Source organism: Mangrovibacter phragmitis (assembly GCF_040429585.1).
Taxonomy (GTDB): domain Bacteria; phylum Pseudomonadota; class Gammaproteobacteria; order Enterobacterales; family Enterobacteriaceae; genus Mangrovibacter; species Mangrovibacter phragmitis.
In genome coordinates, this window is record NZ_CP134782.1 from 1,220,537 (window position 1) to 1,233,912 (window position 13,376).

Annotated in this window: 12 protein-coding genes; 9 read left to right on the plus strand and 3 right to left on the minus strand. The window is 53.0% G+C overall.

Features of this window, described 5'->3' with window-relative positions; translation table 11 throughout:
* Nucleotides 1–53: 53 nt before the first annotated feature.
* The 7 genes from MPHASIOC01_RS05850 (at nucleotide 54) to MPHASIOC01_RS05880 (ending at nucleotide 8,767) form a co-directional block, all read left to right on the plus strand.
* The gene (locus MPHASIOC01_RS05850; RefSeq protein ID WP_353614166.1) at nucleotides 54–551 is read left to right on the plus strand and encodes a DUF3304 domain-containing protein; all 498 of its coding nucleotides are present in this window, start codon (nucleotides 54–56) and stop codon (nucleotides 549–551) included.
* Entirely contained in the window at nucleotides 539–2,863 is a 2,325-nt protein-coding gene (locus tag MPHASIOC01_RS05855) for a DUF2235 domain-containing protein (RefSeq protein ID WP_353614167.1), read from the plus strand. Before MPHASIOC01_RS05850 ends, MPHASIOC01_RS05855 begins: the two co-directional genes overlap by 13 nt.
* A gap of 51 nt (nucleotides 2,864–2,914) precedes the next feature.
* Complete coding sequence (locus MPHASIOC01_RS05860) at nucleotides 2,915–3,172, plus strand: PAAR domain-containing protein (RefSeq protein WP_064593479.1); 258 nt, start codon at nucleotides 2,915–2,917, stop codon at nucleotides 3,170–3,172.
* The gene (locus tag MPHASIOC01_RS05865; protein WP_353614168.1) at nucleotides 3,169–4,287 is read left to right on the plus strand and encodes a hypothetical protein; all 1,119 of its coding nucleotides are present in this window, start codon (nucleotides 3,169–3,171) and stop codon (nucleotides 4,285–4,287) included. Before MPHASIOC01_RS05860 ends, MPHASIOC01_RS05865 begins: the two co-directional genes overlap by 4 nt.
* A complete protein-coding gene (locus MPHASIOC01_RS05870; RefSeq protein ID WP_353614169.1) occupies nucleotides 4,280–7,669 on the plus strand; it encodes an ImcF-related family protein in 3,390 nt (1,129 codons plus the stop codon). Before MPHASIOC01_RS05865 ends, MPHASIOC01_RS05870 begins: the two co-directional genes overlap by 8 nt.
* Nucleotides 7,670–7,695: 26 nt before the next feature.
* The gene (locus MPHASIOC01_RS05875) at nucleotides 7,696–7,911 is read left to right on the plus strand and encodes a hypothetical protein (protein ID WP_064593483.1); all 216 of its coding nucleotides are present in this window, start codon (nucleotides 7,696–7,698) and stop codon (nucleotides 7,909–7,911) included.
* 214 nt (nucleotides 7,912–8,125) lie between these two features.
* Nucleotides 8,126–8,767 (plus strand): glutathione S-transferase family protein, encoded by a 642-nt coding sequence (locus MPHASIOC01_RS05880; RefSeq protein ID WP_064593485.1) that lies wholly within the window; start codon nucleotides 8,126–8,128, stop codon nucleotides 8,765–8,767.
* Between the two features lie 229 nt (nucleotides 8,768–8,996).
* On the opposite strand, the gene ydfZ is transcribed toward MPHASIOC01_RS05880, so the two are convergent.
* The 3 genes from ydfZ to ftrA all read right to left on the minus strand — a co-directional run bounded on the left by ydfZ (nucleotide 8,997) and on the right by ftrA (nucleotide 11,459).
* Complete coding sequence (gene ydfZ / locus MPHASIOC01_RS05885) at nucleotides 8,997–9,200, minus strand: putative selenium delivery protein YdfZ (RefSeq protein WP_064593487.1); 204 nt, start codon at nucleotides 9,198–9,200, stop codon at nucleotides 8,997–8,999.
* Nucleotides 9,201–9,745: 545 nt separating this feature from the next.
* On the minus strand, nucleotides 9,746–9,895 hold the full coding sequence (locus tag MPHASIOC01_RS05890; protein WP_156518958.1) for a hypothetical protein: 150 nt from the start codon (nucleotides 9,893–9,895) through the stop codon (nucleotides 9,746–9,748).
* 550 nt (nucleotides 9,896–10,445) lie between these two features.
* The gene (gene ftrA / locus MPHASIOC01_RS05895; RefSeq protein WP_353614170.1) at nucleotides 10,446–11,459 is read right to left on the minus strand and encodes a transcriptional regulator FtrA; all 1,014 of its coding nucleotides are present in this window, start codon (nucleotides 11,457–11,459) and stop codon (nucleotides 10,446–10,448) included.
* 68 nt (nucleotides 11,460–11,527) lie between these two features.
* Here ftrA and MPHASIOC01_RS05900 point away from each other — a divergent pair, with 68 nt between their 5' ends.
* Together MPHASIOC01_RS05900 and MPHASIOC01_RS05905 are read left to right on the plus strand one after the other, a co-directional pair.
* Complete coding sequence (locus MPHASIOC01_RS05900; RefSeq protein ID WP_353614171.1) at nucleotides 11,528–11,947, plus strand: rhodanese-like domain-containing protein; 420 nt, start codon at nucleotides 11,528–11,530, stop codon at nucleotides 11,945–11,947.
* Between the two features lie 140 nt (nucleotides 11,948–12,087).
* Complete coding sequence (locus MPHASIOC01_RS05905; protein WP_064593493.1) at nucleotides 12,088–13,191, plus strand: cobalamin-independent methionine synthase II family protein; 1,104 nt, start codon at nucleotides 12,088–12,090, stop codon at nucleotides 13,189–13,191.
* Nucleotides 13,192–13,376: the final 185 nt, after the last annotated feature.

The following is a 13,376-nucleotide window of genomic DNA, read 5'->3' on the forward strand; positions in this document are numbered from 1 at the left end:
GGATTTATCCCACAGGGAACAAACAGGGCAGTGAACAACAACAGGAGCAGGAGATGAATAAAAAAGCTGTGTGGCTGGTGCCGTTATGGTTACTGGCCGGGTGTGCCGGGGCCGGTTATGGCGATTATACCGCCGGGGATTTGCGGGGGTTTAACCACCATGCCAGTGAAGGAATTAACTGGTTCACGGTTAACGGCTATGGCGGGCGGACGACAGGAAACAGTTGCTGCGTGCTGTTGCCCCGCAAATGGATACCGGGAATGGAGGTACTGGTTGAGTGGGAGGTGGATCCAAAAACAGCCTCACCGTTTCCTGGCTATACCGACAGAGAGAAGTTTGATAAATGGGCAACGGAAGTCAGAGCCAGTTTTCGCCGACACAGTGCAGTGGTACCGGTACCGGAGTATGGGGAAAAGCGTTGTGGTATGACGGTGCATTTTTTGCCCTGTAACCAGGTAAAAGTGACCACAGTGTGTATGGGTTATGGCACACCGGATTACCCGATTAAAGAGCCGTTAAATATGCCGGAGCCTGCCCAATGCCCAAATTAAACCACCAGGGAGCGCAGCCCTGCTGGGCACCGCCGGTTTTTCCGGAAACAGGGCGGCTGGCATTACTGCCACAGACCGTTAATGGCAATTACTTGCGACAAGTGCAGGAAGAACAGCACCACCGCCAGGCCGTTAACCAGCAGCAGGGAATGCGGGCAATGCCGGTGTGCTGCCAGAGCCTGCATATCAGCCTGTTTTTTGATGGCACCGGAAACAATGAGTATCACGATACTCACGTAGCGCAACCCCCCAGCCCGTCCAATATTGCCCGTCTTTATCATGCATCTTATCCTCTTGAGGCCGAAGCCAATGGGTACTTTTCTTACTACATGCCCGGTGTGGGTACACCATTTCCGGAAATCAACGAGTTTGATTACAGCTCCGCCGGCCTGGCTTTTGCCCGGGGTGGGGAAGACCGCATTAACTGGGCGCTGTTGCGCCTGGTGGATGCGCTGATGTACACCCTGACACCCGGGCATGATCGCCTGAATGATGATGTTGCCCGTAACCAGCTAGCGCAGATGCGCGCCCACTGGCCAATAACCGGTGAAGTTAACCGGCGTATTGCCATAAATAACCTGCTGGCACCACTGCGTGAGCGGGTGGCGCTGGTGCGCCCGAAGCCACTGGCAATTAAGCTGTTTGTATACGGTTTTTCCCGCGGGGCCGCCAGCGCACGCACCTTTGTTAACTGGCTGGCAGAGCTGTTTACTGCCCCGGCAGAAGGTGAAATGCCAGAAATGGCACTGCTGGGGCTGCCGGTACGGGTGCATTACCTCGGGTTGCTGGACACCGTGGCATCGGTAGGGCTGGCAGACTTGGTGCCGGGCGCTACCGGGCATATGGGCTGGGCGAATAACACCCTGCAATTGCCCGATGAAGTGCGCTACCCGGGCTATGTGCGGTGCTGTGACCACTTTGTGGCAGCCCATGAGCAACGCCAGAGCTTCCCGCTGGATTCAGTGCGCCGGGCGGATGGCAGTTACCCGCAGGACACCCGTGAAGTGGTTTACCCCGGAATGCATTCCGATGTTGGCGGAGGCTACCCACCCGGCGACCAGGGAAAAGCGCGCGGCGGAGATGGCGAGCTGTTATCGCAAATTGTTCTGCATGATTTATACCGGGCGGCTTTTGCTGCCGGTGCGCCTCTGGCTGTATTACCGGAAGTGATAACACCGCTTATTCGTTCTATTCAACCTTCTCACGATATGAATCAACAAACTTTTATTGAGTTTGATATTCAGACTTCAACCATCCGCCGCTTTAATCTCTGGCGCGCAACCTTGCTGGAAACCACTGCCTTACCCGATACCACCCCGCCTGCCAGTGATCATGCAGATGTCTGGCAACCTTACCGCCTGGCGCGGGTGCTGGAAAGCGTATTGAACAACCAGATGGGCTGGATAACTGCCTGGCGCATTGGGCGCTATGCCCGTAACAGCCTGCTGGTACAACCCTTTTTCCTACAGGCGCCTCAGCATAACGCGGAGCAGGCAAAACAGGCTCAGCAGGCACAGGCAGAACGCGAGCAGCAAAGGCGCAAGGCGCGTAACCGGGTGAACCGGCAAGAGGCTGGCTGGCAGAGGCTGATGGAGCCGGGCAATAAATGGGAACCCACCCAGTCACAGCACCAGTTGCGCGAAGCCGCACGGGAATTTGAGCACGATTACTGCGGGTGGTTCCGGGTCATGAATGGTACTTACCGGAGTAAAACCCGGCAGTTCCTGCTGGATGGCGTACTGAAATACCCGGTATTTATGCTCAAAGGGGAAGATGAAAAAGCAGAGTACGACCAAATGAAAGCCGCCGGTGACGGGCTGTACCACCAACTGTTTACTGATGAACTGGGAAGCGGAACCCGTGAGATGCCGGGGGCCGAATTACTGGCGTTGTATGACGATCATATTCATGACTCCCGGGCCTGGTTTATGCAAAGTGAACTGGGCAGCAGGGAGCCATGGGGTGACTATTTCCGCTACCGGATGCTGTTCTTTGAGCAGCGCGCTAACAAGCATTTGCGCCTGATTTACCAGAACGGGCGGGTAGTTGGCGCGGGTGAACCGGGCCGGGCAGTGGAATATACCGTGATTTCCTGGGATAACCGCGGCCAGGTTGCCGACCGGCACCAAATAAAAGACCTGGCGACCGGCGAATACACCGTGATTGAAGACACCGCGTTGCTCGCTGTGGATGACCACCCGGATGAACTGGCGGCACAGTGGCATGCCCGGCTGATGCAGGAAGAGCACGACGCCAGGATGCAGGCTGTTGCCGGGCATATTACTGGCGCTGGCGCGAAATTTATCGGGTAGCTTCTGCGGCTGCCCAGAAACGGACTGAACAACAGATAAAAAGGGAAGAATATGCGGCATATTGTTCGCCAGGATGACACATTACTCGAGTATGGCGGCAGAGTGTTGGCCGGGCATAACCTCTGTTTTGGCAAAGGGATTGCCTGTGTGGGCGACCCGGTAATGTGTAACCGGCATGGCCTGACGGTGATTGCTGAAGGCAGCACACTGTCCACATTAAATGGCGTACCAATAGCATTACATGGGCACCGGTGTGCCTGTGGTTGCACCCTGGTCAGCTCATCTCCAGATTGCCGGTGTGCACAATGAGGGCGTTTCAGTTTGCCCCCGCACTCCGGGCTGCCTCTCCACCCCGAAACCGCCGCTGGGCGCTGGCTGGTATGGTGCTGGTATTGCTGTCTGTCACCTTAAGCCTGGTGCTGGCAGGAGAAAAAAGCAGCCCAACATTGTTAGTGGTTACTGCAAGCTTTGCCAGTGCGCTTGTTCTGCTGTGCTGGCTTTCCCGCCAATTGTATTACCGCACTTCATTACATTTACAGGCGGACTGGCAGTATCGCACAGACCAGGAATATGCTGCCTGGTGGCAACACCATGCACAAACTTTTGCGCTGCAGGATGTCGTACTGATTGGCCCGGCCGGGGTATCACCAGCAGACTGGCAAGGTTTCCTGAGCCAGCCACCTGGCCCGTCAACCGGCTGCAGTAGCGCAATAACGAATGGCCTGCTGTTTTCCACCTGGCCTGGTGAACGGGAAACCCAACTGGCGCAGATGCTTGCGCGCCAGTGGCATACCCAGTGTAGTGGTCAGGTGTACCGGCCACCCATATCGTGCTACTGGCAGGGGAGTGAAACTGCCTGGCAGGCATTTTCAGCAGAAGTGAGCCTGTTATTTCCGTCACTCTGCCTTCCCGTGCACCCAGAACCCTGGCAAGGGGCGAACACACTGGCAGAGCTGGCTGCCCATTTCGCATTAACAGCAGAAGAGAATCAGCAATGGTTCCTTGTTGCCGGTTGCCTTTCTGTGCCCGCAGGCGGCGGCTCAGAGCCCGCGGGTGAATCTGCGTTGCTCTGGAACGTCACTGCTAAAGGGCCGGTAACCCTGGCGCGCGGTGAGGTGTTTTCTCAAGGCAAACATACCGCAACCCAGGTATGCCAGCAGGCTCAGCAACAAAGCGGGTTAACGCGCCCACCGGAACACTGCGTGTTGTTTTCACCAGCAATACCCCCGGATTTTGCTCATTGCGGCTGGAACCTTTCCCGGCATGTGCAGGACCCATATTGGGGGCGAACCGGGGAAAATGAACCACTGATTGCGGTCTCACTCGCTGCATTACTGGCGCTGCACCAACAAACCTCGTGTGGCTGGATTGCCACCGACCCGCAGTACCAACTCACTTTAGGAATAGTAAAATATCATGGATAAGGACAAGGCAAATCAGCGCAGCCATTCTGGCTGGTATACCGTGGCGGTTGGGGTCGCTCTGGCAGTATTGGTGGTGTTTTTATACGGTGTGTTGTACTGGTATTTCGCCACCGATGCCTCGCAGGAAACCAGCGTGATTATTTCTGTGGTGGTGCGCAGTGGGTTGCTACTACTGGTATTGTTATCGCTAATGGTTCTGGCATGGTCTGGCATGCAACTCAGGCAGCTGGTTCGCATCAGGCAGGCCGCTCGCCTTCAGCCTGAGCCACTCAGTGCCGCCACCGGAGCAGGTGTGCGTCTTGCTGAACAAATTCGCCACCGGCTGAAGATGCGCCACCGCCTGTGGTGGCGTTCTTCTGTTCGCCTGGTGCTGGTGGTCGGAGATAACCACGCGGTGGAACAATTGTTGCCAGGGCTGGTGGCGGAAACCTGGCTTGAAAGTGAGCACCTTGTTTTTATCTATGGCGGAGATGGCAGTGCGCATGGGTATCAGGCGCCCCTTGCCGCTGTGCAACGGTTGTGGCGCTTCCGGCCACTGGATGGCATTGTGCGTGTGCTGGGTGTGGGGGCGCAATTATCACCACAGGCCAGTGACAATGATTTGCGTATGCTGGAAGACATTGGCCGGGTTCTGCGCTACCAGCCTCCGGTCTGGTTATGGCAGTTGTGTGCCAGCAAATGGTCACAGAGCGGGCGAGAGGAGCAACCTGTCGGCGCTTACTTCACGGCACGGGCAACCGCGCAAGAAGTCCGCACCCGTCTGGAAAATCTTACCCCGGTACTGCGTGCTCAGGGAATGCTTCAGGTATCTGAAAACCAGGATTATGATTTTCTGTTGCGCCTTAGCCAGCAACTGCAGGATGGCGGCATAGCGCACTGGGAACAGCAGTTGCAACCCTGGTTGTATGCCTCCCAGCCACGGGTTCCGCTCCGCGGGTTGATGTTCAGCCTGGTCACCTGTCATGAGCCTGTACCAGAAGGTAGCGGTGTGAAGGGCAACTCTACGGCGGTATTCACTCATGCGCTGGTGTTACCACCCCGGCTTGCCGGGCTTATTGCGGCAAGCCGCCATACCAAAGGGCTGCGACCCGGGAATGCCTGGTTCACGGGTGTGGCGGCCGGGCTGGTGGGCCTGCTGGCGCTCTGGGGCGTTGGCCTGCTGGTTTCGTTTATGGTGAATTACCATGCGGTGGCGGCCACAGCACAACGTATTCAGACCCTGGAGTCTCAGGCAACCACACCCGACCAGCAACTGGTGGCATTACACGCACTGGGTAACCATATCGAATGGCTCCAGAATAAAAACAGCCATTTTTCTCCGTGGTACCTGCCTGGCGGGTTTAATGTTAATCCGCGCATACTGGATGCATTGATGCCTGTATATATCACGGCCTACAACAGGCAGGTCCGCGACCAGTCCGCCAGACAGTTACGTGAGTCTCTACAGGCATTCATCCAAATTCCGCCAGAAAGTGCACAGAGAACAGCACTTGCCGGGCAGAGTTACAACCAGCTTAAAGCCTGGTTGATGATGGCGATGCCAGAAAAAGCAGACACCCAGTTTTATACCCAGACACTGAAATCCGTCTCGGGTGCGCCAGCAGGAATATCTCCTGCGCTGTGGGAAACACTGGCTCCGGATCTGTGGGCTTTTTATATGGCGCATTTAGCACAATGGCCTCAGTGGAAAATCTCCCCGGACACCACTCTGGTTGCCAAAGTTCGTGAAGCATTATTGCAACAGTTAGCGCACCAGAGTGCGGAACAAAACCTCTATAACCAGATTATCAGCAATGCCCGCGCCAATTACCCCGACCAGACGCTGGAAACCATGGTACAGGGTACGGATGCCCGGCGTGTGTTTGTCTCCAATGAAGTCGTGCCAGGTGTATTTACCCGCCAGGCGTGGGAGGGCAGTATTCAGCAGGCCATTGCGCGTGCAGCAACAGCCCGGCAGGAAGAAATTGACTGGGTGCTAAGCGACAGCAACGCTTCTGTCAGCGCAGACGCGGTATCTGCAGACGCGCTTAAGGCCAGCCTGTCAGCACGTTACTTCGCTGATTTCGCCGGTGCCTGGCAGCACTTTCTTAATAACCTGCAACGCCAGCCTGCCAGAACGGTATCAGAAGTAACCGACCAGCTAACACTGATAAGTGATGTGCGCCAGTCCCCGTTGATTGCGTTACTGAATACCCTCGCTTTTCAGGGGCAAACCGGGCAAATAAACCGCTCGCTGCCAGATACACTGATTCAGGCCACAATGGAAAAACTGGGCAGCCAGGAGCCTGTGGCTATTGATACACTTCGGCAGTTACCTTCAGGCGGTGCCGAACAACACTTCAGGCCGATATTGCAGGTGATGGGCATTAATTCCCGGGCTTATGGCGACTCGGGGAATCAGCCACTGAGTTTACAGGCGTGGCTAACCCAGATAACCAGAGTCAGGCTGCACTTGCAGCAAATTATCAATACGCACAACCCTCAGGAGAGTATGCAGTTGCTGGCGCAAACCCTGTTTCAGGGGCAACCGCACGACTTCACTGAAACACGCCAGTACAGCAACTTGCTTGCTGCAAGCCTTGGGCAAGAGTGGCAGGGGTTTGGTGAAGCTATTTTTGTCGGGCCAATGAATGATGCATGGAACAGTATTTTGCAGCCCTCTGCCGCCGGGTTAAATAATAAATGGCAACGGACGGTGCGGGCAGAATGGCAGGCCACTTTTTCTGGCCGTTATCCTTTCACCACTGCTCAGGGTGAAGCCTCATTGCCCGCGCTGGCGGACTTTATCCGTAAAGATTCCGGGCGTCTGGCGCGTTTTGTGGCCGATGAACTCGGTGGCATTGTGAAACTTGAAAGCCGCCGCTGGGTAGTTAACCCGGCGCATTCCCGAGCAGTTCACATTAATCCGGATTTTTTAGCCGCAATTAACCAGCTTAATGAGATAGCCGATATTCTGTTTATTGATGGCGGCCAGGGCGTTCAGTTTGAACTCCAGGCAAGGCCATCGCCCGGGGTGGTGGAAACGCAACTTAATATTGACGGGCAAAAACTGCACTATTTTAACCAGCAGGCAGACTGGCAACTATTCCGCTGGCCAGGCGAAACCTACAAACCCGGTACCTTACTTACATGGCACCGCGCCGGGGCGGGAACCCGGTTATATGGCGATTACCCCAGTGGCTGGGGTTTACTCCGCTGGCTGGAAACGGGGCAATATGAACAACTGGATAACAGCCGCTGGCTGATAACGTTTATTGCCCCGGATGGCGCGCAATTACAGTGGGTGTTGCGTTCGCAAGTGGGTAAAGGGCCCCTGGCATTGTTAGCCTTAAGAAGCTTTCGGTTACCTGAAAATATCTTTATTGTTGACCAGGCCATGTAAAACCACAGCCAGAAACGGGAGGCATTGTGTTAGAGAACTATTTTGGGCAACGACCGACGCAGGCAGAACAGCAGCGGTTACTGGCCGTGCAGGCCGCACTGGAACTGGTGCAGGCAACAAGCGTGGTTTCAGGGGATCCTGACAATACTACAGCGCATATTACAGCGCTTGATCTGGCAGCGGTGAGCCGGGATATCGCAGGGCTGGCAGATGCGATTCAGGCCGCGCTGGTGGTTCGTTGAGTAAACCGCAGCACACATCAGAAAAGAAACGGGAAATGCCGACATCGTCATTTCCCGCAAAAATACTGAGATTGCTTATTGCGGCATTCCTTCGCGTGACACCGCACACTCTAGGTGCCAAACATTAAGGCAAACTTAAGTAGTGATGCCGAAAGTAAAATATTTGTTATTGATCATGTTTTCACAATGCAATAAACAACATTAAGGAGCAGAAATGTTAACTGTATGGGGAAGAAAAACATCGTCGAATGTCCAGGCATTAATGTGGTGTATTGGTGAGCTTAATCTGCCTGTAAACCGGATTGATATTGGCCATCGTTTTGGCGGTAATGATACTGCGGATTTTTTGGCGATGAACCCCAATGGCACGGTGCCAGTTTTGCAGGACGGAGGCAATGAACCTTTGTGGGAAACCGGGGCCATATTACGCTACCTGGCTTCTGAATATGGAACAGCGGATTTCTGGCCGCACAGCAACCGCGAAAGGGCACAGGTCGATAAGTGGGCCGAGTGGGCAAAGCTGAATATTGCCCTCAATTTTACCGCGCCAGTGTTCTGGCGAGTGGTCCGTACCCCTGCGGCCCAGCGTGATGAAGCTGCTATTGCTGCGGCACTGAAAACCTTACATCACTTTATGGCAATCGCGGAAAAACAGCTGCAACAACACACCTGGCTGGCAGGTGATCAGTTCAGCCTTGCTGATATACAGTTCGGCCACATACTTTACCGTTACTATGATATTGCCATAGAACGCCCGGTGTTCCCGGCAATTGAAGCCTGTTTCCAGCGGTTACACCAGCGCAAGGCCTGGCTGGACCATGTGCGGGTGTCTTATGAAGAGCTCAGAGCAGTGTAGAAAACAGGAAAGAGGCGGGCACGGTTATTTCAGGTATTGCCATGCATAAACAACAATAGCGACAGCAATCAAAACCAGTGTGGATTTTCTCATTTAACTCAATGCCTCGTAAAAAACAGGAATCCTGCAATAACAGAGAAAAGAGAACAAGGAGCGCATTGCCTGTTTATGCGCTTTGTCACATGAATACTGTTGTGGCAGCCTGTGCCACAACAGTATTCACCACAAATTAGTGCATGCCGAGGCGAATCAGTTCAACAGGTGCGAACTGGCCTTCTGCGCCATCCACTTCTACTGTTGCCTGGCGACGTAAATCACGAGCACTCAGCCCATCGGCATGAATTGCCTTAATCACCCCTGTAAGGCCAGTGCCATTAATCATCACACGGCTGCCAGTTGTAATTACGTTACGGTTACGGTCATAGGTCATCATTGTGGTTTTCTCCTCTAAAAACGCGATAAAACGGATATCGGTATATATCGGCAGCAACTATTCTGAGCGCCTTAAAACACGACATCAATCACAAAATTGGGCGTTTATTGACCTGGGTCAAAAGTTTTCTTGCGTGATAATTAACACGGGCGGGGCAATTTTGTCTGCCGGATTACTTTCCGGAGTATGGCGAGACACTTATTTTCTGCAGAGCGACAAGTGCAGTAAAAAAATCCCCTGGCAAGGCGCTGCAGGGGATAAAACTACACTCAAAATGAATCGTACATAATATAAAGTATGGCGAAGAGGTTACCCCGGTAAGCTTTTTTAGCCAGATAAATAACCCGTCAGCCATTCCTCTTTAGTTATTTCTGAAGACCGGAAATAAATAAAAAGACACAGTATGAATAAATATAACAGCTACTGGTGTTGTTCTGTGTTACCAGAAAAAATACAATAATAATTGTACAATAAAACTGCTTATTTATGTTGGTTGCAGTTAGAATGTAAAGCCTGGTGTGGCGTAAACTTCATTACAAAATAGCTCAGGCTGTCAGCCATAAGTCAATGTGTTTTACCATCGCATAGATAAAGTGATTAACCACAGTCGATTCGAAGAGCATCGCTACCCAAACAACGGAAATACAAATCAGCGCTACATCATAAATATAAAATATCTTATTTACTTTACCCATGGTGGCATCTCCTTTAGTGATGATGCTGGCGTATTTTTTAGCTGAGATAAATTTCAGCCAGCAACGAAATTATGGTCAGTTATGTGGGGTAAATATGTGATGGAACTCGAATAAAAAATTTATACTTTGTTTGTGGTTTTTAATTTTATTTTCATGATTTACTGTGTTTTTAACTAAAACTTTATAATATTACTAATTGATAATTATGGCGGCTTACCACGAAGTGAGTAACCAGGTTCAGTACCTGGAGTAACAGGTTATACCCTCTATTTTCTTACAGCCAGGTGAAGTGGCAGGCAATAAATAAAAAAACGCCCTTTACACATAATGTAAAGGGCGGCTAAGTACAGTGAGACGATTCAGATAGCATTAGTCGTTCCATTTGTGGCTGAGGCAGGCGGCGAGTAAACCTGCACCAACAAACAGCACGACAGCGGCAAATACATAACTCAGTTCAATGGACATAATGCGCCTCCAGCCGGTGTGAGTTTGAACTTGCGGTGCCTGAACACCGTATTACCTACTATATCGGCTGAAAGTTAAACAAACCTTAGGCTTTGTGAACCTGTTTATCGTGAACGGTAAAGGTTTTTCGATAATGGCGCGGGGAAACATTCAGGTATTGTTGAAAGTAGCGCCGCATCACACTGGCAGTGCCAAAACCCACAGCCTGAGCAATGTATTCAACCGGCCTGTCACTCTCTTCCAGCAGTTGCCTGGCTTTTTGCAGCCGTTGTTGCAATAGCCAGCGAGCAGGTGTGGTGCCGGTGGCGTCAGAAAAGCGCCTGAGCAAAGTGCGTGAACTCATACCACAGCGGTTCGCCAGTGCTTCAACACTGTGCGAACAGTGCAGATGCTGGTGCAAATAGTCGAATAAATCACCCAGTCGGCTGCTTTCATACTCCTTCGCCACAGGCGCGGGAATAAACTGCGCCTGCCCACCATCGCGGTGCGGGGGGACAACCAGGCGCTGAGCCACCAGATTGGCAGCGTGAGGGCCGTAATCTTTACGCACCAGGTGCAGGCAGAGATCAATCCCCGCTGCACTCCCGGCTGAAGTCAGGCACTGGCCCTCATCTATATACAGCACATGTTCATTCACCCGGATTGCCGGGTAACGGGCCTGCAATTGTGCCGCATAACGCCAGTGGGTGGTGGCTTGTGCACCATTCAACAGGCCTGTTGCGGCAAGCACAAACACCCCTGAGCAGATGGAAACCAGGCGGCATCCCCGGTTTGCAGCCTGGCGCAGGGCATTGAGCAGTTCTGGAGGAACCGGCGTCTCAGTACCGCGCCAGCCCGGAATAATAATAGTATCGGCCTGCTCTAACAGCTCAAGGCCACCATCCACCATAATGCGAATGCCGCCTGTCGCGCTTAACGGCCCTTCATCCAGCGCCGCCACTGCAAAGCGGTACCAGTTTTCCCCCATTTCTGGGCGGGGCAGGCCAAAGACCTCTGTTGCGACGGAAAACTCAAAGGTACACAACCCCTGGTAAGCCAGTGCAACAATCAGCGGTTGGTGCGGTAAAGATTTTGTCATATTCAGTGCGTTATTTGGCATGAAGTGGCGTGGCCTGGATTTATGGGACAGTGCAATCTGTGCATACCATACATCACAGGAGAAAATGAATGAATCCCGTTACCCAATATCCGGCAGCACCAGCCAGCCAGGCACTGGCCTGGTTTCACCAGAAACTACAGTTTGAGACGGACTGTGCGGATGTACACAGTGCGCTTTCTCAGGGAAATGCCCCCGGGTTTGTTCTGCTGCATGTTGTCGGCGGGGAAGCGCAGTTTGCCCGGCGGCATATACCCGGGGCCGTTCATTTGCCCCATCGCGATATTCGGCCTGAAGTTATGGCACGCTGGCCGGAAGACACACTGTTTGTTGTCTACTGTGCAGGGCCTCATTGCAATGGCGCGGACCAGGCGGCGATGAAACTGGCGGCTCTTGGCCGCCCGGTTAAATTGATGATTGGTGGCCTCACTGGCTGGGCAGATGAAGGATTTGCATTCGCGTCAACGGAAAACGCCACTGAACATGAGTAATTTTCATGATGCGTGAAATTTTCTCGTTTGTTGTGCAATCGGTGGCGTGACATTATTCTGGACATGTAGCCATCCAGAAGGCTGTTATTAACAATAACAATTATCACGGGAAGAAACTTTCCCGTGACAAGGAGAAGACAATGCAGCGCCCAGAAGCTCCCTTTCGTGCCGAGGTAGTAGGCAGTTTTTTACGCCCTGATTCCATTAAGCAGGCTCGCGAGGCTTTTGCTGCGGGGGCTCTCAGCGCCGAAGCATTACGCCAGTGCGAAGATGAGGCCATCCGCCAGGTGGTGGAGCAGCAATGCGCCTGTGGGTTACATGTGGTCACAGATGGGGAGTTTCGCCGGGCGTGGTGGCATTTTGACTTTTTCGACGGGTTACAGGGTGTGGAACGCTTTGAATCTGACCACGGTATCCAGTTCAACGGCGTGCAAACCAAAGCCCATGGTATTCGGGTCACCGGCAAGTTAGGGTTTGGCGACCACCCAATGCTGGAAGATTTCCGTTACCTGAAAAGTATCAGCGGCAACGCAGTACCGAAAATGACTATCCCCAGCCCAAGCGTACTGCATTTCCGTGGTGGCCGCGAAGTCATCGACCGTAACGTTTACCCGGAACTGGACGCCTATTTTGACGACCTGGCAACCACATGGCGTGATGCCATTGCTGCTTTTTATGCCGCAGGCTGCCGCTACCTGCAACTTGATGACACCGTATGGGCGTATTTGTGTTCAGATGAACAGCGCCGCCAGACGCGCGCTCGCGGTGATAACCCTGATGAACTGGCGCGTACCTATGCCCGTGTACTGAATACAGCGCTGGCAGATAAACCCGCTGATTTAACGATTGGCCTGCATGTATGCCGGGGAAATTTCCGCTCAACCTGGATTGCAGAAGGGGGTTATGAGCCGGTGGCTGAAGTGCTGTTTGGTGGCGTGAATGTTGATGCTTTCTTCCTTGAGTACGACAACGACCGCTCCGGTGATTTTGCACCGTTGCGCTTTATTAAGCCCGGTCACCAGCAGGTTGTTCTGGGGCTGATTACTACCAAAAATGGTGAACTGGAAAATCCCGGGGCAATTAAGGCACGTATAGAGGAAGCGGCGCAATATGTTGCTAAAGAGCAAATTTGCCTTAGCCCGCAGTGCGGTTTCGCATCAACGGAAGAAGGCAACAACCTGACTGCTGCCCAGCAGTGGGACAAAGTAAGCCTGGTTACCCGTGTGGCCAGCCAGGTCTGGTAATACGCTTTCCTCGATATTAGCTTCACATTATGCAGCTTCACGAAATATGGCCCGCAAAACGGGCCATATCTTTTCCCATTTCATCCTCAGCCAAACTAAATACCTATGCTCAGATGGTTATTCAGCCAGTTTGCTTATGTTTAATTGAGCAGTGCACAGCACCGGGGCGTAAATGCCCTGCCTTT

Coding starts and splice junctions, on each gene's coding strand:
- MPHASIOC01_RS05850 (WP_353614166.1), top strand. CDS start 54: ATGAATAAAAAAGCTGTGTGGCTGGTGCCGTTATGGTTACTGGCCGGG.
- MPHASIOC01_RS05855 (WP_353614167.1), top strand. CDS start 539: ATGCCCAAATTAAACCACCAGGGAGCGCAGCCCTGCTGGGCACCGCCG.
- MPHASIOC01_RS05860 (WP_064593479.1), top strand. CDS start 2,915: ATGCGGCATATTGTTCGCCAGGATGACACATTACTCGAGTATGGCGGC.
- MPHASIOC01_RS05865 (WP_353614168.1), top strand. CDS start 3,169: ATGAGGGCGTTTCAGTTTGCCCCCGCACTCCGGGCTGCCTCTCCACCC.
- MPHASIOC01_RS05870 (WP_353614169.1), top strand. CDS start 4,280: ATGGATAAGGACAAGGCAAATCAGCGCAGCCATTCTGGCTGGTATACC.
- MPHASIOC01_RS05880 (WP_064593485.1), top strand. CDS start 8,126: ATGTTAACTGTATGGGGAAGAAAAACATCGTCGAATGTCCAGGCATTA.
- ydfZ (WP_064593487.1), bottom strand. CDS start 9,200: ATGATGACCTATGACCGTAACCGTAACGTAATTACAACTGGCAGCCGT.
- MPHASIOC01_RS05890 (WP_156518958.1), bottom strand. CDS start 9,895: ATGGGTAAAGTAAATAAGATATTTTATATTTATGATGTAGCGCTGATT.
- ftrA (WP_353614170.1), bottom strand. CDS start 11,459: ATGCCAAATAACGCACTGAATATGACAAAATCTTTACCGCACCAACCG.
- MPHASIOC01_RS05900 (WP_353614171.1), top strand. CDS start 11,528: ATGAATCCCGTTACCCAATATCCGGCAGCACCAGCCAGCCAGGCACTG.
- MPHASIOC01_RS05905 (WP_064593493.1), top strand. CDS start 12,088: ATGCAGCGCCCAGAAGCTCCCTTTCGTGCCGAGGTAGTAGGCAGTTTT.